Genomic DNA, 26,340 nt, shown 5'->3' on the forward strand with positions numbered 1-26,340 from the left:
ATTTCGGGGACATCAGGGGGGCTTGAAGGTGCTTGTGGGGGGCGGGGTCGCCGAACCATTCCGGCTGTGTGGTGACATGGAACCTTGCGCTTTGGGCTCCTTCTCTATAGAATTCTTGAAGTTTCGGCTCCATTGCTGATGCGGTGGCACGGCGCCGTGGACCGGGAGATCGAGTATGGCGTCGCGCAGTTGGGTGCAAAACCCGCTGAAGTACATGGACGAGCGTGTTCCGGCAGGCTTCTTCGTTGACACGCTGCGCGCGCTTCGCGACGCGAACCGTGTCGCGTCCGCGCACTGCAGGGAGTTGGAGCCCGAATGGCGCAAAGGCGCATTCGCCCACTTACGGCGAGAGTTCTTCAACCAGCTCTGGGGACCAGTGGCGCGCCGCTATGGAGGTCGAGCGCAGCCCGTCCTGAATGGGAACTTCTCGACGAGCCACCTAGAGGTGGTTCTGCATGGCATCACGTTCACTTCGGTGTCAGTGCAGTGGCCCAACGAGTTTCCACGTGATGCCGATTACCGAAAGTCATTGGCAGCCGGGAACCAGCTTTCCATGTTGGGGCGGATGGGGCTGGAGGAGGAACAGCCCTTGGCTGAGGCCCAGCTCTACGCCGTGTTTGGCTACTCCAGTGACGTCGAGGAGGAGAGTGGTCTCCCGCTGTTTGCGCATGTGGGATTCCCTCACCACAGGAAGAAGAAGTACGTGGACAGCAGGTCCCTGTTTGGGCTGATTCGTGATCTCGGCGGTCCTGCTAGCTCGATTGGCGCGGAGCCGACCCCACCCACGCCTGGTTCAAGTGGTTCTGCGCTGCCACCTGGGGCGGAATACGAAGAGGAGCGTACGGAGGAAGATCCGCCGTTGCGTATCGTCGGTCGTGATAACAAAGCTGCTAATAACTCCGAACAGGGGCCTGAGACGGAGTTCGCGGAGGAGCGTACCGAGGAGGAGCCGCCGCTGAGTATCATCCCCCGCGATAACAAGGCTCCTGGTACAGAGGACGAATGATTCTAGGCACTCCAGGCTTCATTGGCTCACGCTTGGTGGAGGCGCGCCTTGAGCGTGGTATCCCCGTGCGCGCACTCGCCGAGCGCGTTGAGATCAGTGTGCCTGCCATCTATGGCTATGAGAAAGGTGCCTCCAGTCCTCGAGCAGACGTCTTGCGGCGGTTGTGCGACGCGCTCGATGTTCCGGAACGCTACTTTCTCATGCCTGTGGAGGAAGTGCCTGGAAGTGCGGTTTTCTATCGCGCGCAGCGCTCGACGAGTGTCGCTGCCTGTAATGCCGCAGAAGCAAAGCTGAGCTGGCTGCACCGACTTGGAGCTGTGGTCGGCCAGTTCATCAGCCTGCCTTCCATGAACTTGCCAGACTTTGCAATCCCGAGGGATCCGCTGGCGCTCTCGGACGCTGAGGTTGAGCGGTTTGCTGTCGATACACGGCGTTACTGGGGATTGGGGCAAGGTCCAATCAGCAACATGGTTGCACTGCTGGAAAAACATGGGATTTTGCTGGCACGAGCCCAGGTCGATGCGGAGGCGCTGGATGGTTTGTCACAGTTTTTTGGAGACCATGCGGTAGGGCTTCTGGCTGCTAATAAAGAGTCGGGTCCACGTTCACGCTTCGATGTTGCACACGAACTCGGCCACCTCGTACTTCATAGAGGAGTTGAACAGGCTCGCCTGAATAAGCCGAGCGAGTGGCGTGCCTTCGAGAATCAAGCTCATCGGTTCGCTGCGGCTCTGCTTTTTCCCCCAGAGGCGTTCCGGCATGAGGTGAAGACCTTTAGCGTGGATGGTTTCTTCGAATTGAAGATGCGCTGGAAAGTGTCTGTTCGAATGATGATGATGCAGGCTCAGAGATTGGGATTTCTGAGTGACGAAGCGATGACCCGTCTGCACATCAACTATGCGCGTCGAGGCTATAAACGCAATGAGCCGCTTGACGAGCAACTCCCTCCCGAACAGCCGCGTTTGCTTCGACGTGCGATTGAGCTGTGGGTGGCAGATAGGGGCCACGAAGAGGTGTGTTCGCATCTGCCTTTTGCTAATCGGGATATCGTGACTTTGACGGGAGTTCCGCGTGGGGTTCTGACCGGCGAAAGCGCGCAAGTACTCAGGCTCGTGCCGACTTCAGCGCCTGACGGAGACGGTTCTGGGCCGACAAATGTACCCCCAGGAGGGGGAACGGTTACGCCTCTTCGACGAGCATGAGCGCGAATCCGCGCTACCCAAGTACTCTCACCCCAATCTCCCCGGTACCTCGTCGCTCCGGCCCCCGCTCGCGCTGGCAGGCCAAGGCCACAGCCCAGAACTTGTCCGCGTGCCCGCGGTTGGTGCGCTCGGCGTCGAAGGACACCTTCCCCGAGGGCAGCACGCGCCGCTTGATGGAGTGAATCTGCCCGACAAGCTCACGCTGGCGCGGCAGCGTGACGTCGCGGCGCTGGAGGAGAATCTTGAAGTCGGTGGCCCAGCGCTCCTTGGCCTCGTTGGTGAAGTTCTCCTCCACCACTTGGGGGAAGTCGCGGGCGAGGTTCTCCGCGAGGTTCATGCCGATGCCGCTGCGGTCGACGGAGAGGCGCGCCACGGGCAGGACGGAGAGGAGGCGCCGCAGGTGGGCCTCCTGCTCTGCGAAGGGCACGCCCTCGAAGCTGCGCAGCATGCGGCAGGTGAAGCGCCCACCCGTCTCCTCGAAGACGGCCAGCTCCGAGCGGTCTCTGGTGCGACCCACATCGAAGCCCGCGACCAGGCGCCCCTGGGGCACGGGCACGTCGGAAGCGTCCTGGGCCAGCGGCAGCTCGTCGGTAGTGCATGGGAGGATGAGCTCGTAGGGGAGGAAGCTGTAGGACTCGTCGACGTAAAAGGCACTCGAACTCCTGCTGGAAGTCCTCCATGGGCAGGGAGTCGAACTGCTCAGTGAGGACGGGGCGCCCGAATCGAGCGACGCGCTCCTCGGTGGACATGAGAGGGGCCTCCACTGCGGCGCGCCTCACGTCCAGGCTGAAGAAGCGGCACAGCCACCAGGGCACCAGCTGGCGGGTGTGGTGCGGGTACTTCCGCAGCTCCTGGGTGTCTATCTCCCAGAAGATGCCTCGCCGGCCGAGCGGGGTGCTGCCCCCTGTGAGTTGTCCATGCGAGCGCAGGATGAGGGCGGTGCTGCCTGTATAGACTTCGCGGTCGTTGACCAGGTGCGCCAGCTCGTCGAGGTAGACATCGCCGCGCTTGCCGCGCGGAGGCTTGGCGGGAACGGAGATGATGCGCGAGAGGCGCCTGCCTCGGGAGTTCGACTCGAAGGCCAGCTCCGTCTTGGCATCCGTCACGAGCTTCTTCTGGTAGGCGAGCGGCAGCTCCTCGTACACCTGCCGGGCGATGAGCACCTTCTCCACCGCGTCCGAGAGGTTGTACGAGACGAAGACGGCCGTGTGGCCGTCGCGCAGGTGGCAGCGGGCGAGGGCCTCGAGGGCGAAGAGGAAAGAGAAGCCCACCTGGCGGCTCTTCGCCACCCACCTGAATCGGGAGCGGTTGCCGAGAAAGGACTGCTGGTACGGCTCCAGCACCACGGGTTCGTTGTCGTACTGGCACAGCCCGGAGATGAAGCCCGCCTCGGTGGCGAGCCACTGGGTGAGGTCGTCCTCGGTGCGCTTGACGATGCCGAGCGTCACGGTGTCCTCCTTCAGCCGAGGCCGACGGTCATCGACGAGGAACGCGCGGCATCCTCCAGGACGCCGAGCACCTCGGGCTGCCAGAGGAGCTGGTAGGCGGAATGGTCCTGGAGGGTGCGAGGGACGGCCTCGGCGTAGTCCTGGCCCGCGTCCTTCAGCTCCCACTCCTCCTGCTCGTTGCGCCGCTGGAGGCCGCACGCCTCCAGGCGGAGGTTCATCTTCCTGGCGGAACGCCCCACCTTCTGGCCGAGCTGCGCGGCGGTGAGCCGCGCGGGTATCTCGGCGGCGGCCGACAGCCCCCTGCGATGGGGCTCCATCGTCAGCCCCGTGTCCGTGTGGATGGCGTCGAGCGCGCGGGCCGCTGCCAGCTGAGGCGTGAGGCCCGGGATGAACGAAGCGAGCGTCCTGGCCACTTCCAGGTGGGCCAGCACCAGGTCCTGGAGCGGTGAGACGGGGGCCAGGCGTGGCTGTGGTGACGGAGCACCTGACGCCGTGTGGCTGCCCGTCTTTCGGTGTGCCTCGAAGTTGAAATGGGCCAGCGGATGCACAGCGACTCCTCTTGGGGAAATGCCGAGGCCGCGCGGGGCCCGGCTCAAGAATGCACAGCGTGGTTAATGACTTGTCTTGTGGGGGCGACAGAGCGCGTATGGCCGCGTCCTCTTCACGAAGGAGTCGCCATGTCTGCCTATGCCGCTGTCGCCCGCCCACCGCGTACCCTCACGGAGAAGGAGGTGAACCTCCTTCTGCGCGCCACGGGGCAACACCGGGATGGATTCCGAGACCACTGCTTGTACAGCCTCGCGCTGGCCTCGGGCCTGCGTGAGCACGAGCTGGTCGCTCTCAACATCGGCGACATCTTCAACGAGCGTGGACGCGCGCGCCGGCACGTGACGCTGACCGTCTTCAAGGGCAGCCGCCGGCACCCGGGCCCCCAGGAAATCGTCCTGTCGGACACGGTGCGCGCGAAGCTGGAGAAGCTGCTGCGCCTGAAGCGCTCGCAGGGGCACGACGTGGGGCCTCAGGCGCCGCTCTTCTTGAGCCGCAAGGGCCTGCGCCTGTCCACACGGCAGGTGCGCCACGGCTTCGCGGTGTGGCAGGTACGCGCGGGCCTGGAGCGGCACCTGAACTTCCACGCCGTGCGCCACACCGCGTGCACCGGGGTGTACCGGAGGACGAAGGACATCCGTCTCACCCAGCGCTTCGCGCGCCAGCTCAGCATCAACTCCACCGTCATCTACACGCACCCCTCGGACGACGAGCTGGTGAGCGTGACGCAAGAGTTGCCCTGCTGATGGGGCACGCCGCCTCCGCGCTGAGCGCCCGCGAGAGCCCCTGGTTGGGCCGTGGTGCCGCGCGGAGGCGGTGAGGGGTGGCCGTGCGCGGGGCGCGCGCGGACTGCCCCAGGCGCAGCCGGCGAAAGTGAACAGCGCGAGGCGTTCACTTACCGGGTGCAAATGAACAGGGGAGGGGTGTTCACTTTTTCGGGGGTGACTCTCTCGAAAAGGGCCCCAGGTACACGCCCCGGCGGCGAGGCACCCACGAAAAATCGCACCACCCCCCACCCTGGCGTCAGGGGTAGGCGGGGTAGGCATGCTGGCGTCATCGGTAGGCATGGTTGCGCCCGGCCGGGGCAGGCGGTGAAGGTGACTGGGGAGGAGCTGGGCCGCGTGATGGGCGGCAGGTGGCGCCAACCTGCGGAAAGCGGCCATTGGCCTCGGTGCTTTGGCCCGTCAGGAGGCGCCGTAAGCGCGCGAAACAGCGTGGGGGCCGTGACGCCGAATGGCCGCTTCCAACCGTTTTCGGCCATTCGGCTCGGCCCTGGTAACGGCACGCGTGCCCAGGTGCGCGCGGGGCGGAGGGCCGGGGCTTCGAGGGCAGCTCGGGGGCTCGTGGGGCTCACGAGGAGGACAAAGGCCGGCGGCCCGAAGCGCTGGGGGACACGCGCGCAAGAAAGGGGCACCACGCGGCGGCAGGCGCGGCGCGCGGGGTTGCCAGGGGGCGCGCGCCAGGTGGGCCACGTGGCGGCCAGCGGGGCTTCGGCGGGGAACGGGCAAACGGGCAGGGGAAGTGAACGGCGCGCAGGCGTCCGGCCCGCTGGACGGAGTGTGCTTCCGGGCCCGAATTATGGCCCGGAGCGATACCGCGGCGCTCGAGCACCTGGTGGCTGTCCGACCCAACCCCGCGAAACTACGAAGGCTGTGGCGCCAGGCGTGTGCATCCGCGCGCCAGGCAGGAGCTCCACGGGGAACTGTCACCTGGCCTGGCCAGGCGCGGCGAAAGTGAACGGCGAAACTGTACGCGAAAGTGTCCGCGTTCACTTACCGGAGGGCGCTCTCAGACGGGGTCGGCGGGGGCCGCGACGTCCGTGGGAGGCGCCACGAGGGCGTCGTCCTTGGGGCTCTCCGGGGCGGCTGTGTCGAGGTCCTCGTCGCTGCTCTCCACCACTTCCGCATCCACCTCGCCGCGCTCGGCGGGCGTCGTCTCACGAGCAGCGCGCAGGGCCTGGGCGTGTCGGGCCTGGAGGCCCTCCAGCGAGAAGGTGGCATGCAGCTCCTGGCGAGAGTCGGCGCCGCCCATGACGAACTCCTTGAGCCTCACCATGGTGTTGAAGTCGGTGGGGTTGTCGACGCGCACGCGCCCTTCCGCCAGCGCCTCCTCGAAGCCGAGGAGGTAGCCGTCAATCATCTTCAGGGCGTCGTCCTTGGAGACGGCGATGGCGTTGGCACGCAGTTCAATCAGCTTCTGGTCCGCCTTGGTGGCGATGCGCGTCTTGGCCTCCTCGCGGCGGCGCAGGCAGTTGTGCTCCTTCGCGTAGTTGGCGACGAGGGAGGTGGCGACACCGAAGCGCTCGGCCAACTCGCGGTACGAGGCGTAGCTCGTCATCGTGCTGCCGTCTGGCAGCGTCTTCACGTCGCCGAAGACGAGTGCGCGGTCCAGCTCCTGGCGCGGGAGCGCGGGCTCCTCGGACTTGCGGGGGCGGCCCGTCTTGCGCTTCGGAGGAGGAGGCGCTTCGTCCGGCGTGGGCGTCTCGTCCAACGCGAGCGCCTCGTCCATCGCGGGCGTCTCGGCCGGCTGCTGGCCCGCGAGGAGGCGCTTGCGGCGGCCGAGACAGTCGTGCTGCTGGGCGTACTTGGCGACAGCGCTGTGGGCCACGCCGAAGCGCTCGGCCAGCTCGCGCAAGGAAGGGAAGCGGCGCTTCACGCGGCCTCGCGTGGTGGGCACCTCCTCACCTTCCACGAGGAGCCTGTCCACCTCGTCATGGGGCAGCCGAGGGCCTTCGGCCTTGGTGGGGCGCCCCAGCTTCTTGAGGGGCTTCTTCTGGGCCATACGCCTTCCCTCAGCAGCCTCCGGGGGGCTGTGCTGCGGCGTCCACGTCCTGGGTGCGCAGGCGCTGCATCAGCCGCGTGCGCTGGCGCTTCAGGCGCTGGTACACCCGCTCGAACTCGGTGGTGTCGCCGTCGACGAGGCGGCTGACGTAGGCGCGCAGCTTCTCGCGCCGGACGACGGTGGCCATGAGGACTTCGACGTCGCTGCGAGGCAGGGTGGCCTGGGCGAGGTGTACCAGCACGGCATCTCGCTTCACGAAGCTGCGGCGGACGCTGGGCCGTCGGACGCGCTCCACTGGCGCGGTGATGCGTGAGTCGGGTAGCCACTCGGCGAGCTGCGCCTGCGTGTACGTGTCGTGCTGTTCCGCGCGCTCCTTGCGGAGGTAGCGGAACACCTCGCGCGCTGTCTGCTGGCGCAGGCGGGCGGCAGTCCAGTCACCCCAGCGCGAGAGGGGGAAGGCGCGCGCGACGGAGAGGAAGGTGGCGAGGACGAGTTGGTCGAGGTCCTCGCGAGGCACCGCGTTGCCGATGATGCGGCGGCGCAGACGCGTCAGCATGGGGGCGTAGGCGGAGGCGAGGGTCGCCGTCCACGCCGGGCTGGAGGAGGCCTGGGTTTCGGCCACCAGGGCCCGGGTGAGGGCTTCGCGCTCCGGGTACGTCTCCTCGCGCGCGTCCGCCAGCGCGGCCAGCACCGATTCGAGCGTGGCATGGCGCGAGAAGGCCGGCCGCCGCGTGCGCGCAGCCGAGAAGACGGCCTGGTGCCGAGAGGCGAGGGCCTCCACACGCAGGAGGCCCAGGAGGTGGCCGAAGAAGTCACTCACCGAGGGCGGGCCTCCCACCACTCGCGCACCAACTCGAGGAAGTCATCCAACTGCATGGTGACGAGGGGCGGCTGCCCGTCGTCCTTGCACACGGCCAGCGGCCAGCGGCCCGGCGGGCACGTCTCCACCGCCTGTCGCATGGCCTCGCGGACGTTGGTGCGCTGGTGGGCCTTGGCTTCGACCCAGAAGCACGGCACCTCGACGTCGGACATCTCCTGCCCGGTGCGGTACTGGAGGCCGCGGCGGATGAGGGCCTCGGGCATGGCCTCGCGGAAGCGGTGGACGAGGGCTCTCTCAAAATCTGCACCCTTTCGACGGGAGGACGCGCCACTCACGAGACACCTCCCGACTCCTCCTGCAGCCGCTCCATGTGCCCGCCACGGCTCATGCGCACGGCCAAGCAGCGGGCCACCTCCAGCGCGCAGCGGGCGTCCGCCATGGCGCGGTGAGGCGTAGGCCGGTGGAGGCCGAAGCGCTTGGCCAGGGCGTTGAGGGAGAGGGACTCCACCTCGCCCGTGGCGAGCAGCGGCCACGCGAGGCTGGCGGTGTCGAGGCGGTGGTAGTCGACGCCGGGCAGGGACAGCCCGGTGCGGCGGTAGCCCTCGGTGAGGAAGCCCCAGTCGAAGCTGGTGTTGTGGCCGGCCACGAGGGTGCCCGCCAGGAGCGGCGACACGGTGGCCAGGGCCTCGTGCAGGGGCAACGCGTCTCGCCACTCCTCGTCGGAGTAGCCGCACACGGCCAGGGCTTCGGGGTGGGCGTCGGCCAGCCGGGTGGGCTTCACGCGGGCCTCGTACTCCGCTAGTACCTTGAGGCTGCGGGCGTCGACGCGAAGCACCGCCACCTCCAGCACCTCGTGCCGGGAGGCATCCAACCCCGTCGTCTCCAAGTCGATGAAGGCGAGCGTCCGCAGGTGCGGCGGGAGGCTGGGGAAGAGCGGCGGGGGGAGCGCAGAGACAGGGATGGTGTCGGAAGCGGGGTGAGCGAGCAGCACTATGCGACCTCCTTGGCCCAGAAGCGGGGCGAGTGGTGTTTGGCGGCGAGGGAGTCCAGCTCGGCCTTGAGGAGCGCGATGCGCGCGGTGCCCAGGCGCTTGCCCGCTTCCTTCAGCAGCGCTTCGAGGGCCTTCTTCTCGACGCTGGCGAGGCGCTGCACTAGCTCCTCACGGGGGAGGCCGGTGGCGCGGGCCAGCACCGCGACGGTGGGCTCCAGCGGGTAGTCGAGGCTGGTGGTGTTGAACATGCGGTAGCGCGTGCCGGCGAGGACGAGTTCGTCCTGCTCGGCAAGGTGGGCTCGGAGGACGTCCTCCAGTTCCGCCTTGCGCGCGCCGAGAATCTTCGCGAGGTGAGTGACTTCCTGACGCTCGCGGGAGACGGACTCCAAGTCGGCGGTGTCCTCGCAGACGATGCCACGCTGGCCCTCCAGCGCCCGGGCGTAGGCGGGGCAGTCGCGCCGGTGGTCGCAGTACACGCAGTTGGGGTTGAGGCGGGCGGGGAAGGACTCCGCCTTCTCCATCTGCTGGCCCAGCGTCTCGACATAGGCGAGGGCGGCGTCCAACTGCTCCTCGGTGCGCGTCGTCTCCTGGCGGATGCCGTGGCGAAGCATCCACATGGAGAGGCGCACCTTCTTGGCCCAGGGCCACATGCGGCGCGCGGCGAGGGCGTAGAGGCTCAGCTGGAGGCTGGAGTCCAACTCCTCGCGGGTGAAGAGCTGGTGGTTGGATTTATAGTCCATGACGTGGACTGTCTCGTCGTCCACCCAGTCGACGCGGTCGATGAAGCCCAGGACGGTGAAGGGGCCCACCGGCAAGCGGAACTCCTTTTCCACGGCGAGGATGTCGCGGGCGTCCACGCGGCCCTGCTGGCGGACGAAGTCCTGGAGGATGGCGAGGCCCTGCTGGAAGAGGTCCAGGCCACTGAGGCCCGAGGCGGCCCACTCCTCACGGTAGAGCTGGAGGGCGCGCTCCTCGGAGAGACGGCCCACGTACTCGATGTCGACGACTTCCTGAAGGAGCCGCTCGAGGACGGCGTGCAGCGCTTTGCCGAAGCTCAGCGGAATGCCGGGCTCGGCGGTGTGCTTGTCGAGGTAGTGGAGCTTGTAGGACAGCGGGCAGGCCTCGAAGCGGCTCAGCCGGCTGTATGACAAATGCTGGTTTCGCAGGGCGCTCATGACGTGGGCCTCCGGGCCGATGCAGTGGCGTGTCGCGAGACAGTCATCACGCTCTTTTCGAGAGACACATCAAGTCGAAGGGGAAAGGCAGCGCGGCCCCCTGCGTGTGTTTCACAGGCGTGGGGCATGCTCATGGCGACACCTCGTCCGCGGAGGCTTGCCGCTTCTCGAAGGACATGACGCGAGAGCCAGGGAAGGCAGACAGGACGCGTACCAGGGTGGCGGCGTGCTCGGGGGTGAGCTCCTTTCGGGCCTGGCCGGTGTAGGCCGGGACGAGCCACACCTCGCCGTAAGTCTCAGAGTGGAAGCACACCTCGGCGCCGAGGGACTTGAAGCTGGCGATGTCCTCGTCGTTGAGGCCGCGCAGGGCCTCCGCGTCCAGCTCCTTCACAGCGGGAGACGGCGCTGGAGGTGTGGGCTTGGAGGCAGGGGCTGGGGCGTTCTTCTTGGCGCCGGTCTCGGTCAGCGGATGCCCGAAGAGATCCACCGCAACCGGGCGAGCCTTCTCCGGAGGCGCGGGGACAGGCGGCGTGGCCACGTCACGATGAGGGCGGGCCTGCCGATTCACCTTGAGCCACTCGGTGCAGGTGCCCACGCCGGGCAGCGTGCAACCTCCGCCAAGCCGGTAGTGCAGGCAGTGCTTGCCCTCGCCGCGGACGTAGGCCTCGCATGTCACGCCAGGCGGACGTTGCTGTGCGGCGGTGGGCTGGAGGAGGTGTGTAAGGGCCATGCGCGGAAGTCGGCGGCGCGTGTTTGCCGATACACCCTACAAGCACTTCCTCTCGTCGATTTGGGACAAGGAATCTTTTTGCCCGATTTCTTTTTTGAATTTCGCGCCAGGACGCAGGCGACGTTGTGCGTTCGCCCGGGTCCGGCTACCGCACTGCCTGCACCGTCTCTCGCACTGTGGACAGCCCATGGACGGCTCGCGGACAGGTGTCTGTCCACAGTTTTCGTGAATATTTGCGAGGGGATAGGCCGCTGTGGACAGTGTGGACAGCTTTTGACGAGTACCCCTACGTGATGTGCGCGCGCACGCGATGGAGCAATGTAAATATGCGCGCACGCATACGTGTCTCTCCCCATAAAAGCTGTCCACACTGTCCACAGTGATGTTTTCGTTAAAGAATTCATGGGGATAAGTGTGGACAGAGTGCTGTCCACAGCTGTCCACGCTGTCCACACCCACTCGTGCAGTGAATCGGTTGTGTCTGGTTGTAAAGACGCACGCGGGCGGAGCATGCGGCGTGGGTGGATGCGTCCGTGCCCTGGCTTGTGAATGGCCAGAGAACGGCCGGAAACGGCCCTCTGTCGCGAGAAAGGGCCGAAGAGGCGGGGAAGCAGGGGCAACCCTTCTCCAGGGCTCCTGGAGGCCACCAGGGCCCTCCGCCAGTTGCCGGGGCGATGCGACAGCACCAGGTGCTGGCTCATGGTTGATGTGTGGCACATGGGGTGACACATGTTTCACGTGGCGTGGGCCCCAGCGTTTGGACGGTCCGTCCACGCCCCCGCACCGTGAAACAGATTCCCAACAAGCCGTTGCCTGTGAAGGCATGCGCAGCTTGCCTGGGCATGAAAGTCGCAGAGTCCGCATGCCGTGTCCCCGAATCCAGTCCGTGGCCTTTGCCGGTGAAGGACTCGAAGGGACGTCACTTGCAGCGCGATGAGACTGGCACCGAGTCTTCGATGGGCCAAGGGAGTGGGGAAGCCGTGTCGCTGATGCTGATGGAAGTGTGCTGCAGGCGGTGCCACCAGGTACTGGCCGCCCGTGATGGGGAGAGGCTTCGCCTCCTGGCTGACGAGAGAACCGTCGCGGCGAGTCATGTGGCCACCACGCTGCGCTGTCCGCGGTGCAGCCCCGGCGACGAGGTGACGGGACGCGCACTCCTCCCGTATGTGTCGCGACAGGCCCCCGTCCCCGTCACCCTGTTTCCCAAGGTGTGAGAGGCAGACGTCGGTGTGCGTGGCTGGAGTGAGGCGGCTTCAAGCAGAGCCCCCGCCCAGTTTGTCCCTCGTCAGTAGTCGTTCAACCAGGAGTCGTTGTGCGCAGGTGCTGGGCGGTCCTCGGAGAGGGCTTCCGCCAATACGTGGAGAGTCAGCGGGCGCGGCGAGCCTTCGGCCAAGCCCGGGCTTCGAGGCCCTCGCTGGCGGGCTTCGTGACGCCCGCGTCCCTCGTCGCCTACCTCAACCGGCGAGACGAGGACGCTGGCGTGAGGAACAGAGTCTTCGTGACGTTGGTGGCCATGGTGCAGGCGAGGCAGGAGGCGGAGTTGGCCTTGGCACTCCTGTGGCTGGGCCTCTGGCCCGCCCTCGACGCCATTCGCCGTCGTCGCCGTGGGTGCTTCGAGTCCCAGGATGAGCTCGTGTCAGCGCTCGCCGGGGCCTTCAGTGCGTTGGTGGCGCGTGTCGACCTGGCGCGGACCCAGCATGTGGCCGCGGCCCTCGTGCGTGGCACGGAGCGCGACGTCCTCAGGGAGAGGCACAGGGCATTGGGCGAGCAGCGCCTGCACGTACCCCTCGAGACGCTGTCGGAAGCGGATGGCTACGAGGACGCTGCCTCGTGGCCCGGCCCATTCGAGCTTCAGACACATTCTTACGCCTTCACCGTGGAGGAGCTGCGCATGTGGCTGCTCCCTCGGGTGGGGGGGGACGCCGACTTGTTGGTGTCCGTCCTGGTGCTGGAAGAAGACTGCGCCGAGGCAGGCTCGCGCCTCGGCCTTGCTCCCGCAGCGGCCCGCAAGCGTGTCCAGCGGGCCCTGCAGCGACTGCGGGAAAATGAAAAAGAAATTGGCCGAAAAGATTGTTGTCTCAAATCGGCTCGCGGGTTGGCTTGTAGGAATTGTGGATTCTGAAACAGCGGCCAGACCGGCGGCTCAGTCGAAGGCGCGGCGCGGGGTGCGGCCTTCGGATGTCCCCGCTGCGTGTCACTTGCCTTTGGGGAAGTGACGGGCCTTCGCCGGCCATGTCATTCGAGCCGAGACGCCACGTTGTCCGCCCCGGTGGACAACGCCCCCTGTATTGCCGACAGCCCAGGAAAGACTGAATGAAGACAGCTACGCGAAACAACTTCGAGCGCGATGAGACATTCGTGCGCTTCTTCGCTCGCCTCGACGGGCATCGCCTCCGGGTGGTGGGCCGGGGCGACTCAGTGCCGGAAAGGGAGGGCCGCAGCGCGTGCCTCTGCTGCGAGTGCGCCGGGGCCGAGGCCAATGACTACGTCCGCCTGCCGGGCCTCTTCCGCCGCTGGGAGATTCAGCACGTGGTGGACACCGACGCGGACTTCAACATCGAGGCGGCTGGCTCCACCGAGGACGGCACCGAATTGTTCTCGGTGTACCGGCGCGAGCGCCCCACCCATACCCATTGCGAGAAGGAGGCGTGAAGCACATGGCCAACATGTGGGAGCAGACGGCCGCAATGGCCAAGCAGCATGAGCAGCAGGGCGGCGCCTGGCTGAAGCTGGCGAATGACGGGGACACTGCCGTCGTCGTCTTCCTCGGGGAGCCGCACCCTCGCGAGGTGGTTTTCGTCGACAACAAGTTCGTCCCCTTCGACGAGAAGTTGAAGGCCCAGGGGCACAAGCCCTCGCTGCGCGTGGCCCTCAACGTGGCTGTCTACGAGACGCGGGAGGTGAAGGTGGTGGAGCAGGCCGTCACCTTCTTCAACACGCTGATGGAGCTCCGGGCGAAGTACGGCCTTGAGAAGTGGGCCTTCGAGGTGAAGCGGCGCGGGGCGGCGAAGGACCCGAAGACGACGTACTCCATCCTCCCGGACCGGCAGCTCACTCCAGCGGAGATGGCGGATTTCCAGTCGTTGCAGCAGCACGACTTGCCGAAGCTGTACGCGGCGGAGGCGGCTGGCGCGGCGAGTGGTGCGTCGTCGGCGGGCGCTTCGAACGGGAAGCCCGCCGAGCCTGTCGACGTGAAGCTCGCGCAGGCGATGGCCACTGCGCTGAAGTCACTGCCGCGCGAGGCCGTGGACCGCTTTCTCCAGAAGTTCGCCGTGCAGCGCATCCGGGACATCCCGGCGTCGAAGGGCGAGCTGGCGCGCGCCTACGTCGACTCCCTCGTCGCCGAATACTCCGCGGAGAGTGTCGCGGACGTGGACCCCTTCGGGCCGTGAGCGCGCCCCGCTGAAGTCGGTTGCCGTAGCCATGCGCGAAGGGGGCCTGCTGCGTGCCCCCGACGCGTCTCACTGAGGACGACAAGAATGGTGGAAGACTTCTCCGAAATGCACGGGGACGGGGGACGTGTTGTCTCTCGCACCCATGACTCCAGCGTGGGGGCCACTCCGTCTGCGTCTGCGCGCAACACGAGCACCGGCAAGCGGACGCTGCGCGTGCGCGTGGATGCCGGGCTGCGGCTCGCGGCGGGCGACGTACCGCCCAAGGTGCTGGAGGGCCTCTGCCGGGCGCTCTCCCTGCCCAACCCCGCGTACTGGAAGCTGGTGCGGCTGCGCAAGCGCCCCGGAGCGGAACCCCAGACGCTGTACTTCTTCCGCCAGGAGGGGCGCGAGCTGGCGTTGCCGCGCGGGGCCATTCACCTGCTGCGCCGGGCCGCGGACGAAGCGGGCCTGACGCTCTCCTTCGAGGACGCGCGGGTGCTGCCGCCCAAGCGTCTGGCGAAGCTGCCGGTGGTGCCCCTGCGCGACTACCAGGCCGAGGCCGTGGAGCGCCTGGTGAAGGCCACCCAGGGGATTGCGGTGCTGCCATGCGGGGCTGGGAAGTCTGTCCTCGCCGTGGGGGCCATCGCCCGCCTGCGCACGCCGACGCTCATCCTCGTCCACACCTTGGATTTGGCGGAGCAGTGGCGTGAGCACGTGCGCGAGCGCCTGGGCCTGGAGGCAGGCCTCGTGGGCGCGGGCGAGGAAGAGGTGCGGCCCGTCACCGTGGCCGTCGTCCAGTCTCTGGCTCGGTGGGACGAGGCGAAGCTCGACGCCTTCCTCCAGGGCTTCGGCCTGCTCGTCCTCGACGAGGCTCACCACATCGCCGCGAGTGCCTTCCACCGAATCGTCGACCGCTGCCCCGCGCGTTACCGGCTGGGCTTGACGGCGACGCCCGAGCGAGAGGACGGGCTGACGCCGCTCTTGCGCCTGTACCTGGGCGCGCCGTTGGCCGTGGTGAAGCACGAGGACCTCGTCGCGCGCGGCGTGCTGGTGGTGCCCGAGGTGCGCGCCGTGAAGACGGCCTTCGACTTCCCCTATGGCCGCGCCTCCGACTACGCGCCCATGCTGGAGGCGCTGGCCGAGGACAAGGCGCGCAACGACCTCGTCATCGGCGCCGTGGCCCGTGAAGCCTGGGCAGGCCACCTGTGCCTTGTTCTCACGGGGCGGGTGGACCACTGCGAGCTGTTGGCGCAGCGGCTTTCGGCCACGGGCCTGTCGGCCGCCGCGTTGACGAGCGGCGTGTCGCGCGAGGCGCGCAAAGCCCTCCTGGACCAGGCCCGCGCCGGGCGCGTCCGTGTGCTGGTGGCCACCAGCCTGGCCGATGAGGGACTCGACTTGCCGCGCCTCTCGCGCGTCTTCCTGGCGTACCCCGGCCGCGCGCGTGGACGCACCGTCCAGCGCCTTGGACGCCTCATGCGCCCGCACGAGGAGAAGAAGAGCGCCGTCCTCATCGACTTCGTCGACGCGAAGGTGCCGCTGCTCCGGCGCCACCACGCGGAGCGCTGCCAGCAGTACGCCACTGTGCTGGGGGTAGGAGCAGCGCCCGCGGCTGTCCCTCATTGAACCAAAGCAAGGAGTGCACACCCATGACGACGACATCTACTGAAACCACTCCCAATCCCGAATCCATCCGTTCCACCTGGCGGTGGCTGGCGCACACGCAGCACGGCGTAAGCGAAGTCCGCGTCATCCGCCCGGGCGGCGGAGGCATTGTTGCCATCGGCTTCTTTGACGACGAGGAGGACTTCGTCGCGGCCTGCGTCGAGGCCAACGTCGCCGGCAACGTGTACGTGGGTATTCAGCCGCGACCCCGGCGCCTGCTGGAGCTGGCCCCCAATGTCCTCCGTCCGTTGCGCAGCGGCGCGGGCAGCAAGGACATCGAGGTGGTGACGGCCACGGTGGTGGACCTGGACCCCGTGCGCCCCAAGGACACGGCCAGCACCGAGGACGAGCTCTCGCTGACGCTCCAGGTGGCGGAAGCCGCCTCGGCTTGGTGCGAAGCGCAGGGCCTCGTTCGCCCACGGCTGATGATGAGCGGCAACGGGGCGCAGCTGTGGTTCGCCCTGCCACCGCAGTCCCTGGCGGGAGAGGCTCAGGAGCGCGTGCAGGCGGGCCTGAAGGACTTCGAGGCCGAGGTGCGCGCCCGCTTCGCCACCGAGCGCGTGCGCGTGGACTCCATCCACGACGTGGCCCGCATCATCAAGGTGGTGGGCACCGTCGCCCGGAAGGGGGCGGGGACAGCGGAGCGGCCTCACCGAGCGGCTCGGGGGCTCGCCGGCTTCGAGCGCGTGGAAGACGCGGTCCTCCTGGAGCGCCTGCTGCGCGCGCCGGTGCAGCAGCCCGTGGCAAACCTGGCGCGTCCGGCCCAGGTGACGTTGCCGCTGGCTGCCTGTACCTCGGCACCGCAGGGGGCGGTGAAGGCCCTCCGGACGGAGACGGGGGAGTACGACTGGGCGCAACCGGTGGAGATGTGCGGCCCGGTGCAGCGCCTGTGGGAGCAGGGCGCGGAGGATCGGAGCGTCGCCATCTTCAACATGGTGCGCTTCTTCGCGCACAAGCAGCTCGGCCTCGATGAAATCACCGAGCTTGTCCTCGAGTACGACCGCCGGGGCCTCGGGAAGCTGAAGGGGAGAGACGGCAAGGCGTACATCTCCAAGGCCTACGAGAAGGTGATGGCCACCGCCCGCGAGGATGGGGCTGTGGCGCCGCCCTGCCACTCGCTCCAGGGCCTGGGCTTCTGCCGCGTCAACCGCGAGCCGGACGTGCGCTGCGAGCTGTACGACGTCGTCTTCGACATCGAGAAGGCCGTGGAGGCGCTCGCCACGGTGCCGGCCCAGGACGTGGAGTACCGCCTCAAGCCGATTCTGGAGGCCATCGCCCACCGTCCTCCGTCCGCGCAGGAGAAGTACCTGGGCCTGCTGGAGGTGCGCACGGGCTTGCCCGCGCAGAAGCTGCGGCTGTCCATGGCCCGTGCCGTGCGCACTTCAGCAGCGGGAGAGGGTGCGGAGGGCGCGGACTCCAAGGGAGGCGGGAAGGGCAGCAGCGGCGACGACACCATCGACGGCGAGGTGTACGAGGACGCCTACTGCTACTACACGGTGTCGCAGCGGGGTGAGGCGAAGGCCATTTCCTCCTTCACCTTCACGCCCAGGGCCGTCGTCGAAACCGAGGAGGGGGAGGTGTTCCTCGGGGACATCCGCACGGACAAGGGCACCCACTTGGACGGGGCGCGCCTGCCGCGACGGGCCTTCAACTCGCGCAAGGAGCTGCTGCACCACCTGCCTTCCGTCCACACGCAGTGGACGGGCAGCGACAACAACGTGCAGGGCCTCTTGCGTGTGGTGGCTCGCCGGCCGGCGCCGCGGCTGCCAGGCACCACGATGCTTGGGGACTTCAAGCGGGGAGCGCACCACGTCTGGGTGGCGCCTGAGTGCACCATTGGGGTGGGGGGCTTCCTCTCAGACTCCCCCGTGGCGTACCTGCCGAATGGCACCTCGCTGGAATCGCGCATTCGCTACGAGGCCACGGACGACGACACCTTTCACGAGGTGGCGAGCACGGTTTTCGAGTGCCTCCTGAAAATCAACACACCCCAGGTGGTGCTGCCCATGCTGGGCTGGTTCTTCGCCACGCCCATGAAGCCGCGCCTCATGGAGAAGGTGGGCTCCTTCCCACTCCTCTTCATCCACGGGACGCAAGGCAGCGGCAAGTCGAGCATGTGCACCGACGTCTTCTGGCCCCTCTTCGGCGTGCCCTCCTCCGACGCCTACAGCGTGACGGAGACGGAGTTCGCCCTGGTGAAGCTGCTGTCTGCCACGCGCTCCGTGCCGGTGGTGGCCGACGAGTACAAGCCCTACGACATGCCGCTGCACCGCCTCCAGATGCTGCACCGCTACATGCGGCGCCTCTACCGCGGGGAGACAGAGGAACGTGGCCGCTCGGACTTGTCGGTGGTGAGCTACCGCCTGCAGGCGCCGCTGTGCGTGGCCGGCGAGACACGCCCCACGGAGGCCGCTCTCCTCGAGCGCCTTCTCACCGTCAACCCCGAGAAGGCGACGCTGAAGCGGCGTGACTGCCGGGCGGCCTTCCGCAAGTTGAAGGCCGCCAACCTGGCCCTCTTCGCGCCTCGCTACATTCAATTCTGCCTGGGGCGAAACTTCGACGCGGACTACCGCGTGGCCCGCACCGTGGCGGACGACTTCCTTGAGGGACGTGAAGTACCACCGCGCGTCGTCGACAACGTGGTGGCCATGCTGCTGGGGCTGCACCTCTTCGAGACATTCGCCCAAGAGTGCGGCTACGCGCTGCCCGTGGACTTGGGGGCCCGCGAAGCAGTCAATGCCGTGCTGGCGGACATCCTTGAGACGGAAGCCGGGGTGAAGAATGCCCTCGACGTCTTCCTGGAGATGCTGAGCGTCATGGCCGTTCAGGGAGAGTTGCGGCACCGGGTGCATTACGCCTTCGAGGGCGAGCGCTTCTGCCTGCACCTGGAGAGCGCCTACGACGCCTTCCGCGCCCACTGCAAGCGCATCGACTACGAGGGCGAAATCGTGGACACGAAGGCGCTGCGGCGCCTGCTGCACGAGAATCTCCGCGAGGGTGGCTACGTCGTCGCCCTGAATGAGCGCATCTGCTTCGACGGGCGGATGAACCGCCGCCGCGCCGTGGTGATGGACTTGTCTCGCACGCGCCTCGTCTCGGCAGAGGACTTCCCGCACTCCCACGACTGGCGTGCGCGCAATGGCGACTACACGGCGGATGACGCCAACGGATAGCCGGCCCGAGCGGTGAGTGCCCTACGGCTGGCAGCCGTGGGGCGTGGAGACGCGTGGGCGTGTCCCCAAATGATTGCAGGTGGTTCTTGTCAAGGTGATGGACCCGAGAATGTCAAAGCAGGTTGGGGCTGACGTCACGGTGGCTGAGCGGCCAATCCCCGTGCGGCAACGCCGCGAGGATGCAGTGGACGTGCTGTCCGAGGCCCTCTGGGAGCTGTGGTTGCGTCGTCATGCACAGCCGCAACGACAGGCGCCCGCGTGGGGCGCGGAGGAGAGCGCGCATGACTGAGCCGCGGACTCTCGACTTGTCTTCTTCTGGGGACAGAGCGTCCATGGCTTTCGCCCGAGGGCGTGCTGCCCCGGACGAAGGAGACACCACCATGGCGAAGAAGGGGATTGCGCGGGCTGCGCGCAAGGAGCTGGCGGACGTGCCACAGCAACTGGCCGCGCTGGCCAGCATGTCGGTGCCGGATTTGGCGGCGAAGTACCTGGAGCTGTACGGCGAGCCCACGCGCAGCCGCAACCGGGACTACCTCAAGAAGCGCCTGGCCTTCCGGATTCAGGAGCTGGCCGAAGGGGGCCTCTCCACGCGCGCCGTCGCGCGCATCTCGGAGTTGGGCGACAAGCTGCCCGAGCGCTGGCGGATGCGGCAGGTAGAGGAGACGAAGCCCGCCGAGCCGCCGCCTCCTTCTCCAGTCGCTGCGGACGGGCGCGACGCACGCCTGCCGCCACCGGGCACGGTGCTGACACGCGTGTTCAAGGGGACGCAGCACAAGGTGACGGTGCGCGAGGATGGGATTGAATACGAGGGCCGGCTTCACCGCAGCCTCTCCAGCGTGGCCAAGCTGATTACGGGCACGGCCTGGAATGGCTTCTCCTTCTTCGGCCTCAAGGACGGCAGCCCGAAGGCGGTGACGTCATGAGTGGCCCCGCCTTCTTCCAAACGTACATGGGCCAGCGCTTCTACGAGACGACGATGCCGCAGCTCGTCCGCCAACTGGGGCGTCTCAACGACAACCTGGAGCGACTGGTGCTCGTGGCGGAGCGCCTCACCGGGCAGAAGCAGCCCGCGAACGCCGAGCCAGTGGAGTCGCCTGGGAATTCGGAGGGGAGATGAGGAAGAGCAAAGCGACACCAACGGACGCGAAGCGCTGCGCCGTCTACACGCGCAAGTCCACGGCGGCGGGCCTGGAGATGGAGTTCAACTCGCTGGACGCCCAGCGCGAGTCCTGTGTCGCCTACGTGCAGCGCCAGCCCGGCTGGGTGTTGGTGGATGAGAGCTACGACGACGGCGGCTTCACCGGCGCCAACATGGAGCGGCCCGCCTTCCAGCGGCTGTTGCAGGACGTGGACGCGAGGCGGGTAGACGTCGTCGTTGTTTACAAGGTGGATCGCCTCTCGCGCTCCCTTCTCGACTTCGCGAAAGTCATGGAGCGATTCAACGCGGCAGGCGCCTCCTTCGTCTCGGTGACGCAGAACTTCAGCACGGCGGACGCCATGGGGCGACTCACCCTCAACATGCTGATGTCCTTCGCCGAGTTCGAGCGAGAGATGATTTCGGAGCGCACGCGGGACAAGGTGGCCGCCGCGAGGCGCAAGGGGAAGTGGACGGGAGGGCGCGCGCCGCTGGGCTACGAGGTGAAGGACAAGCGCCTCATGGTGAATGAGTACGAGGCGGTGGTGGTGCGGGAGGCCTTCGAGTTGTACCTCCAGCACCAGCAGGCCTCGGCGGTGGCGCGCCTCCTCAACGAGACGGGGCGCAAGACGAAGCGGTACGAGGCCCAGAGTGGTGCCACGCGCGCAGCTCGAAAGTGGACAACGCAGGACGTGCTGCGCCTCTTGAGGAGTCCGCTGTACGCGGGCTTCGTGCCGTATGGCGACGAGACGCACCCGGGCGAGCACCCGGCGATTGTAGACAGGGCCACCTTCCACCGCGTGAAGGACATGCTGGATGGCCCCGGCATCCAGTACCACGGGCGCAACCCCGACTACGTGCTGCGAGGCCTGTTGCGCTGCAGCCTGTGCGGAGAGGCGATGACGCCCGGCAGCACGCGTAAGGGCGAGCGCGAGTACCGCTACTACCGCTGCGTCACCCGGGACAAGCAGGGGAAGGAGGGGTGCCGGGCCGCGCCTCTTCCGGCAGCCGCCCTGGAGGACTTCGTCGTCGCGCAGCTGCGGGATGTTTCGGTAGGTGACGGCTTCGCCGCCCAGGTGCATGCCCGCCTCACGGCGCGGTTGGAGGAGAAGCACCAGGCTCTGCGCGCGGAGCGCGCGCAGCTTCCGAGAGACTTGGCCAAGCGCGCTGGGGAGTCGAGGAAGTGGGTGGACTCCCTCGCCAAGCTGGAGGGGCCAGCCCGGCGCCTCGTTGAGGAGAAGCTGACGGCCGCGGAAGAGGAGGTCGCCGGCATGCGGAAGCGGCTGGCGGAGGTGGAGCGCGCCCTGGACGCCATTGAGGGGGAGAAGGTGGAGGCTGCGTGGGTGGCCCAGGCCCTGGGGAACTTCGACGCGGTGTGGGACGCCCTCACCTCCACGAATCGGGGGCGCCTACTGCGGGCCCTCGTCGGCCGGGTGGTGGTGAACGAGGCGACGGGCAAGGTCGACGTGCATATGGCCCACGTTGGTGAGGCCGCAGCGACTGGGCGCGAGGAGGTGGCGGCGTGAGCGCGAGCCCCGAGTCTCAGCCGGCGGAGGCGGGCCTCGTCAGCGCGCACTTCCACCGCGTGCGTCGCGCGAAGGTGGTGCGCCTCCGAGGGGGGGCGCCACCCCCGCCGCGAGAGGTGGCGCGCCGGCCAGCACACGTCGCGCGAATGCTGGCCCTGGCGCACCACGTGGAGTCCGTCATTGGGCGGGGCCTCGTGGCGAGCGCAGCGGAGGTCGCAGGTCAACTCGGCTTTACCCGAGCGCGTGTGACGCACTTGCTGGACTTGCTGCTGCTGGCTCCGGACATCCAGGAGGAAGTGCTTTTCTTGGAGGCTGTGGAAGGGGAGGAGCCTCTCAGCGAGCGAGGCCTCCGGGCCATTGCGCACGCGGGGACGTGGGAAGCGCAGCGCGAGCGGTGGCGTAAGGTGAAGGCTTCATTTTGAGACGGGAGTCCGGATGCCTGGACTTCTTGGTGTAGCGTGAGTGCAAGAGGCTGAATTGTTGTCCGTGTTGAGAGTGCGCGGGCTGTACGCCCCGCGCAGAAAGTGAGCGAGAGCACATGCAGAGCGACATGAAGAGCATCATCCAAGCTGCGGTGACGGAGGCGGTGGAGAAGACGCTGGGCCGGCAACTGGAGCTGCAGGAGCGGCAGGTGGAGTTGCTGGAGCGGATTGCTCGATTCCTGGGCGTTGAGCCTGGCCGCGCCCAAGCGGCGCCCGTGCAGAAGCGCACGCCCGCGCCTGTGCCCACGGCGAAGCACACACACGCGCCAGAGCCCGCGGCCACGCCGAAGCGCACGCCCTCGGTGCCCGTGCGGAAGTATGTGAGGCCGGAGGCTGCGCCGAAGCCCACGCGGGCCGGCCCCGCGCCCCGGAAGAGCCGGGGGCGCCCGCGCGCAGCGGGACGCACTGCGACGGCCGCAGCCCCCAGCGCCAGTCCAAGCCCCGAGGCGCCCGTCTCCTTCGCGGTGGGACAGGAGGTGCGCTACAAACAAGGGAGGGGCGCCTTCAATGCGAAGGTGAAGGCCGTCGACGAGAAAGCGAAGACGGTGACGGTGGCGCGCGTCTCCGACGGCAAGCAGGTGGTGCGCCCCTTCGACAAGGTGACGTCCGCCTGACGCGAGCTGCGGGGTAGGGTTGGGCTGAAGAGCGTGGCTCTCAGCCGACAGAAACCTGAAGAAAAGTGCCTGTGGGACTACACGGACAGCATGGTGGTGGAGGCCCCCCCGCATCCACCACCATGCTGTCCGCAGAAACGCAGCAGCGATTCTCGGCGGGACAGTTGTCCGAGTCGGATGTCTTCTGTGGGGAAAATCTGCCCCGTCCCGAATGTGCAGACTACCGACCCCGGAGTCGTAAGAGGGTGCGTCTAGCGAACACTGCCCGGGTGGAAGCACCCGGTGCTCGCTCTCCTTGCTGAGGCTCGCCGGCCATGGCGTCGAGCTGCCCCTGGGCGATGGCGCGGTAGTGGGGCACGACTTCTACGGCGAGCACGTCCCGCATCTCCTGGCGGGCGCTGTCGAAGTCCCCCTTGTCCTTGTGCTGGTACATCCGGTGCAGCGCGTCCATGAGCCGGCGAGTGCTCTCGCGGATGCGCCTGGACTCCTCTTGCAACAGACTCAGCGCCCCCTCTTCCGTGGTGAGCGCGCTCCCGACTTCGCTGGCGCTGATGCCTACCTCGGCGGCCGTGCGCTTCAGCAGCGCCTTCTCCTTCCGCGTGAGGGCCAGGCGCTCTCCTTCGGCGAGGACACGACGCGCCAGTGCGCGAATCGGCCCCCAGTCAATGGTTTTACTCACGATGCATGTTTCCTTTGCGGGCTACCCAGCCCAGCGTGTGAGGCCAAGACTGGGGTCTCTTTCACCCTGGATTGAGATAGACGCACTTGAGGTGGCCTGTCCGCTACGAGTGGTAGAGGGCTTCACAGATTCCCGAAGGTCATGTTAATTAGACGGTCGAGTCAACTAGACCTAGTAAGCTTCGGGAGAGTTGCCCGCGACGGCGAATGTCGGTGACGGTGGGGCCGCGCCCCTTCTTTCAGGAGGATTCACAGCCATGACGAAGCGTTCGGAAGATGAAGTGTCGACGGAGGAGTTCCCGCCCCGACCCCCCACACCGCCCAGCCCCAGCTCGCCGCACTTCCTCTTCGTCGTGGATGACGTTCGCTACGAGGCGGTGGGGGAGCTTGAGGTGCGGTCGAATGGCGAGAAGCTCCTGAAGGCGGAGCGGCGAGTGGCGGATGGAGTCCTGGCCGGCCCCTGCCTGGTTCGCCGGATTGCCACCCCCTCTACGTACATGATGCGCACGCGGCTGATTGAAGAGGTGCAGTTGGCTTTCCGGCTCAACCACCCCAACATCGCTCAAGTCTTCCACATGCAGGTGGATGAGGAGGCGGACGCCCCCTTCGCAGTCATGGAGTACGTGGGTGGGCCCTCGCTGGAGACGCTGGTGACTGCGGCGTTGGTGCGAGGCAAGCCCCTCTCGGAGGGATTTGCCTTGTACGTCGGGGCGGAGGTGGCGGACGCGCTGCACTACGCGCACACGCTGACGTCGGAGGAGGGCGTGCCCCTGGGCATTGTCCACCGCGACGTGAGTCCCAGGAGGCTTGCACTGGGGCAGCATGGAGAGGTGAAGGTGCTGGACTTCGGCGCGGCGTACTCGCTGATGGTGGGGCGGGAGGAGTCGCCGGAGAATCTGCTGCGGGGGGACGTGGCCTACGCCTCTCCGGAGTACCTGCGCAAGGAAGGGCTGACGCCGCGCTCCGACGTCTTCAGCCTGGGGGTGTTGCTGGTGGAAGTCCTCACGAGCAAGCACCTCTTCGAGGTGCATGACGTCCCGGTGGTGGCGTCGAAGGAGACGCGGTTTGTCACGGAGTCGCCGCCCACTTTGCCGCTGCAGCAGATGCAGGCCCTCATGGAGACATTCACTCCGGATGTCGTCGAGAAGGCGGTGGCCCACCTTAGTGAGGACCTCAAGGCGGTGCTGCACACGGCCCTGCGCCTCAACCCCGAGGAGCGCTTCGCGACAGCGGCGGACATGCGGGATGCGCTGCGTGGTGTCGCCCACGCCCAGCTCCGTGCGCCCTATGGGCGCGCGGAGGCCGCCAAGGAGGCCGCCCTCGTGGTGTCCGAAGGCGGGGTGCTGCGGGACTTGGTGGAGTTCGGCGAGGCCGGCCTCTACCCGGATGGGCTGGAGAAGCACGAGCTGGGACTTCCAAAGAAGGAGTAGGCCGCCGATGCTCTGCTTTCGCCTACTGCGCAATGGCCGGCACGTCGCAACCGCGGGAGTGTCGGGCTTCGGTGTCGTCTCCGCCATTCTGACGTGGGCGCGCCGCCCCGATGATGAGACTCGCGACAACCCGGGGGTGGACCTCCACCTTGGGGGCTCCGTGGGCAGGGAGTACCGCGAGCACCTGAAGTGGTGTTACGCCAAGGATATCCGTGCGGGCGACGTCCTCACGGTGGAGGTGCGTGAGGACTTGGAGCCTGACCCTCCGAAGGAGAGACGCCTCGACGAGGAGGCGGGGCTGGATGATGTGGCCCGCCTCCACCTGAGGAAGAAAGCCCTGGAGGCGCAGCTCGCCGATGTGAATGAAGAGCTGGCGGAGCGCGGCGCGGCGTAGCGGGGGGCCTCCTCCTTCGGACAGGGAGGCGCTCCGTCATCGCCGGAGCCGCTCGGGTTGTGGGTGAGGGTTCGGTGCAGGGCCCCGAGGCATGGGGCCCTGCACGCCGGGCCTGCTTCTTTCTCGGAGACGCCGGAGCGCCGGCCGCAATCTGCCTGGCGCTGGAGGGGCGGGGCCTTCGGGGCGCTGCTTCAGCGGGCCAGCTCGGTGGTGATGCGGACGAGGGCGTCCAGCTTCGACGCGTCGAGCTTCCGCGCGAGGAAGATCAGCCGACGCAAGGTGACGTCGTCGTCCGGCCGTGTGGGACTGCCGCTGCTGGGGGACTCGGTGAGTCCCATCAGGTCCTCGGGGCTCACCATCAACTCGATGCACAGCTTCTTCAGCGTCTCGACGCTGGGAATCATCAGCCCGCGCTCAATCCGGCTGTAGACGGCAGAGGCCAGCCCCACGCGCTCCGCGACTTGGACCTGCGTCAGACTCATCTGCTCCCGAGCGAGGCGGGCGATGCTTCCAAGGTGCGCTGCCAGCTGTTGGTTCATAGGTACAAGGGAGTATACCTGGGTTGCGCGTTGTCAAGGGAGTACAATCCATCAGCGCTCACCCGACAGGAGTTGAATGAGGGCAAGGGCCTGGCGCCCGTTCAGCTGGCGCACGCGGCGTCGCAGGGCGTCCTTGGCGATGGCGCTCGTGCCCGGCGGCAGCGAGTAGGAGAAGCCCAGCAGCTCGTTGGGGGTGGTGCAGACTACGGTGCACAGGCGGTACAGCGTCGGGACGCTGGGAAGCATCAGTCCCCGCTCGAGCCGGCTGTAGGCATTGCGGGAGATGTTGATGAGCGTCGCCACCTCTGTCTGCTGCAAGCCCGCGCGGAGGCGGGCCTCGCGCAGGGCCCCGCCGAGGATGACAGGTAAAGGGCGGGCGCGTCTCTTCGGAGGGGCGAAGGTGAGGGCGTCAGGGGGGATGTGCATATCAAGTAAACTATACCTGATAGTCTAGTCGACATCACCTTGACAGCCGAGTCGGAACCTTTCGGGGCTGTGGTTGGGGGTGGGGGAGACTTCGCGCGATTTCCCCGGGCTTCTGGTAACGTGGGCCGGCGCCGGGGAGGGTGTCGCATGCGCGTGGCCGCAGTCCTGCTGTCCTACAGAGTCTCCAGGAGGAAGTCGCCATGAGGGA

At 67.4% G+C, this 26,340-nt stretch carries 28 protein-coding genes; 17 read left to right on the forward strand and 11 right to left on the reverse strand.

All coding sequences use genetic code 11. The features are described 5' to 3' along the window. Positions 1–175 precede the first annotated feature (175 nt). Complete coding sequence (locus FL344_RS32440; protein WP_141621247.1) at positions 176–1,006, forward strand: hypothetical protein; 831 nt, start codon at positions 176–178, stop codon at positions 1,004–1,006. Next, the gene (locus FL344_RS32445; RefSeq protein WP_141621248.1) at positions 1,003–2,208 is read left to right on the forward strand and encodes an ImmA/IrrE family metallo-endopeptidase; all 1,206 of its coding nucleotides are present in this window, start codon (positions 1,003–1,005) and stop codon (positions 2,206–2,208) included. Before FL344_RS32440 ends, FL344_RS32445 begins: the two co-directional genes overlap by 4 nt. Before the next feature lie 13 nt (positions 2,209–2,221). Here the strand turns inward: FL344_RS32445 and FL344_RS38735 are convergent, their stop codons facing one another. Continuing rightward, entirely contained in the window at positions 2,222–2,764 is a 543-nt protein-coding gene (locus tag FL344_RS38735) for a terminase (protein WP_228565534.1), read from the reverse strand. Positions 2,765–3,125: 361 nt separating this feature from the next. On the opposite strand from FL344_RS38735, the gene FL344_RS38740 reads away from it, so the two are divergent. Beyond that, complete coding sequence (locus tag FL344_RS38740) at positions 3,126–3,752, forward strand: hypothetical protein (RefSeq protein WP_194863336.1); 627 nt, start codon at positions 3,126–3,128, stop codon at positions 3,750–3,752. On the opposite strand, the gene FL344_RS32460 is transcribed toward FL344_RS38740, so the two are convergent. Next, complete coding sequence (locus tag FL344_RS32460) at positions 3,668–4,204, reverse strand: hypothetical protein (RefSeq protein ID WP_141621251.1); 537 nt, start codon at positions 4,202–4,204, stop codon at positions 3,668–3,670. The two genes, FL344_RS38740 and FL344_RS32460, sit on opposite strands and share 85 nt — an antisense overlap. Positions 4,205–4,333: 129 nt before the next feature. On the opposite strand from FL344_RS32460, the gene FL344_RS32465 reads away from it, so the two are divergent. Continuing rightward, a complete protein-coding gene (locus FL344_RS32465) occupies positions 4,334–4,948 on the forward strand; it encodes a tyrosine-type recombinase/integrase (protein ID WP_141621252.1) in 615 nt (204 codons plus the stop codon). Positions 4,949–5,990: 1,042 nt separating this feature from the next. Here FL344_RS32465 and FL344_RS32470 read toward each other — a convergent pair. From FL344_RS32470 to FL344_RS32495, 6 genes are all read right to left on the reverse strand, one after another. Next, positions 5,991–6,983: an AT hook motif domain protein gene (locus FL344_RS32470; RefSeq protein WP_141621253.1), complete on the reverse strand. Its 993-nt coding sequence runs from the start codon at positions 6,981–6,983 to the stop codon at positions 5,991–5,993. A 10-nt stretch (positions 6,984–6,993) separates the two neighbouring features. After that, on the reverse strand, positions 6,994–7,824 hold the full coding sequence (locus FL344_RS32475; protein ID WP_141621254.1) for a hypothetical protein: 831 nt from the start codon (positions 7,822–7,824) through the stop codon (positions 6,994–6,996). Further along, the gene (locus tag FL344_RS32480) at positions 7,800–8,066 is read right to left on the reverse strand and encodes a hypothetical protein (protein WP_228565536.1); all 267 of its coding nucleotides are present in this window, start codon (positions 8,064–8,066) and stop codon (positions 7,800–7,802) included. Before FL344_RS32480 ends, FL344_RS32475 begins: the two co-directional genes overlap by 25 nt. Before the next feature lie 68 nt (positions 8,067–8,134). Further along, a complete protein-coding gene (locus FL344_RS32485) occupies positions 8,135–8,794 on the reverse strand; it encodes a 3'-5' exonuclease (protein WP_141621255.1) in 660 nt (219 codons plus the stop codon). Continuing rightward, a complete protein-coding gene (locus tag FL344_RS32490; protein WP_141621256.1) occupies positions 8,794–9,969 on the reverse strand; it encodes a PD-(D/E)XK nuclease family protein in 1,176 nt (391 codons plus the stop codon). Before FL344_RS32490 ends, FL344_RS32485 begins: the two co-directional genes overlap by 1 nt. A 130-nt stretch (positions 9,970–10,099) precedes the next feature. Further along, positions 10,100–10,699 (reverse strand): hypothetical protein, encoded by a 600-nt coding sequence (locus FL344_RS32495; protein ID WP_141621257.1) that lies wholly within the window; start codon positions 10,697–10,699, stop codon positions 10,100–10,102. A gap of 1,498 nt (positions 10,700–12,197) precedes the next feature. On the opposite strand from FL344_RS32495, the gene FL344_RS32500 reads away from it, so the two are divergent. The 11 genes from FL344_RS32500 to FL344_RS32550 all read left to right on the forward strand — a co-directional run bounded on the left by FL344_RS32500 (position 12,198) and on the right by FL344_RS32550 (position 22,665). Beyond that, positions 12,198–12,821, forward strand: coding sequence for a sigma-70 family RNA polymerase sigma factor (locus tag FL344_RS32500; RefSeq protein WP_141621258.1), 624 nt, complete (start codon positions 12,198–12,200; stop codon positions 12,819–12,821). Positions 12,822–13,012: 191 nt separating this feature from the next. After that, positions 13,013–13,351: a hypothetical protein gene (locus FL344_RS32505; RefSeq protein ID WP_141621259.1), complete on the forward strand. Its 339-nt coding sequence runs from the start codon at positions 13,013–13,015 to the stop codon at positions 13,349–13,351. 5 nt (positions 13,352–13,356) lie between these two features. After that, positions 13,357–14,091 carry a hypothetical protein gene (locus FL344_RS32510; protein WP_141621260.1) on the forward strand — a complete coding sequence of 245 codons (735 nt, stop codon included), beginning with the start codon at positions 13,357–13,359 and terminating at the stop codon, positions 14,089–14,091. 87 nt (positions 14,092–14,178) lie between these two features. After that, entirely contained in the window at positions 14,179–15,696 is a 1,518-nt protein-coding gene (locus FL344_RS32515; protein ID WP_141621261.1) for a DEAD/DEAH box helicase, read from the forward strand. A gap of 23 nt (positions 15,697–15,719) precedes the next feature. Next, entirely contained in the window at positions 15,720–18,908 is a 3,189-nt protein-coding gene (locus FL344_RS32520) for a hypothetical protein (RefSeq protein ID WP_141621262.1), read from the forward strand. A 109-nt stretch (positions 18,909–19,017) separates the two neighbouring features. Next, complete coding sequence (locus tag FL344_RS32525) at positions 19,018–19,197, forward strand: hypothetical protein (RefSeq protein ID WP_141621263.1); 180 nt, start codon at positions 19,018–19,020, stop codon at positions 19,195–19,197. 91 nt (positions 19,198–19,288) lie between these two features. Next, the gene (locus FL344_RS32530; RefSeq protein WP_141621264.1) at positions 19,289–19,831 is read left to right on the forward strand and encodes a DUF2924 domain-containing protein; all 543 of its coding nucleotides are present in this window, start codon (positions 19,289–19,291) and stop codon (positions 19,829–19,831) included. Then, positions 19,828–20,025, forward strand: coding sequence for a hypothetical protein (locus FL344_RS32535; protein WP_141621265.1), 198 nt, complete (start codon positions 19,828–19,830; stop codon positions 20,023–20,025). The genes FL344_RS32530 and FL344_RS32535 overlap by 4 nt, the downstream gene beginning before the upstream one ends. After that, positions 20,022–21,569, forward strand: coding sequence for a recombinase family protein (locus tag FL344_RS32540; protein ID WP_141621266.1), 1,548 nt, complete (start codon positions 20,022–20,024; stop codon positions 21,567–21,569). Before FL344_RS32535 ends, FL344_RS32540 begins: the two co-directional genes overlap by 4 nt. Beyond that, positions 21,566–21,991: a hypothetical protein gene (locus FL344_RS32545; protein WP_141621267.1), complete on the forward strand. Its 426-nt coding sequence runs from the start codon at positions 21,566–21,568 to the stop codon at positions 21,989–21,991. Before FL344_RS32540 ends, FL344_RS32545 begins: the two co-directional genes overlap by 4 nt. Positions 21,992–22,107: 116 nt before the next feature. Continuing rightward, positions 22,108–22,665: a PspA gene (locus FL344_RS32550; RefSeq protein WP_141621268.1), complete on the forward strand. Its 558-nt coding sequence runs from the start codon at positions 22,108–22,110 to the stop codon at positions 22,663–22,665. A 220-nt stretch (positions 22,666–22,885) separates the two neighbouring features. Here the strand turns inward: FL344_RS32550 and FL344_RS32555 are convergent, their stop codons facing one another. Next, positions 22,886–23,344: a DUSAM domain-containing protein gene (locus tag FL344_RS32555; protein ID WP_141621269.1), complete on the reverse strand. Its 459-nt coding sequence runs from the start codon at positions 23,342–23,344 to the stop codon at positions 22,886–22,888. 256 nt (positions 23,345–23,600) lie between these two features. Here FL344_RS32555 and FL344_RS32560 point away from each other — a divergent pair, with 256 nt between their 5' ends. Both FL344_RS32560 and FL344_RS32565 read left to right on the forward strand, forming a co-directional pair. Beyond that, entirely contained in the window at positions 23,601–24,773 is a 1,173-nt protein-coding gene (locus FL344_RS32560; RefSeq protein WP_141621270.1) for a serine/threonine-protein kinase, read from the forward strand. Positions 24,774–24,780: 7 nt separating this feature from the next. Beyond that, a complete protein-coding gene (locus FL344_RS32565; RefSeq protein ID WP_228565537.1) occupies positions 24,781–25,167 on the forward strand; it encodes a hypothetical protein in 387 nt (128 codons plus the stop codon). 191 nt (positions 25,168–25,358) lie between these two features. On the opposite strand, the gene FL344_RS32570 is transcribed toward FL344_RS32565, so the two are convergent. Then, positions 25,359–25,706: a helix-turn-helix domain-containing protein gene (locus FL344_RS32570; RefSeq protein WP_011551995.1), complete on the reverse strand. Its 348-nt coding sequence runs from the start codon at positions 25,704–25,706 to the stop codon at positions 25,359–25,361. A 51-nt stretch (positions 25,707–25,757) separates the two neighbouring features. Beyond that, the gene (locus FL344_RS32575; RefSeq protein WP_141621272.1) at positions 25,758–26,132 is read right to left on the reverse strand and encodes a helix-turn-helix domain-containing protein; all 375 of its coding nucleotides are present in this window, start codon (positions 26,130–26,132) and stop codon (positions 25,758–25,760) included. Positions 26,133–26,340: the final 208 nt, after the last annotated feature.

This window comes from Myxococcus sp. AB036A, from assembly GCF_006547355.1.
In the GTDB taxonomy this organism is placed as follows: domain Bacteria; phylum Myxococcota; class Myxococcia; order Myxococcales; family Myxococcaceae; genus Myxococcus; species Myxococcus virescens.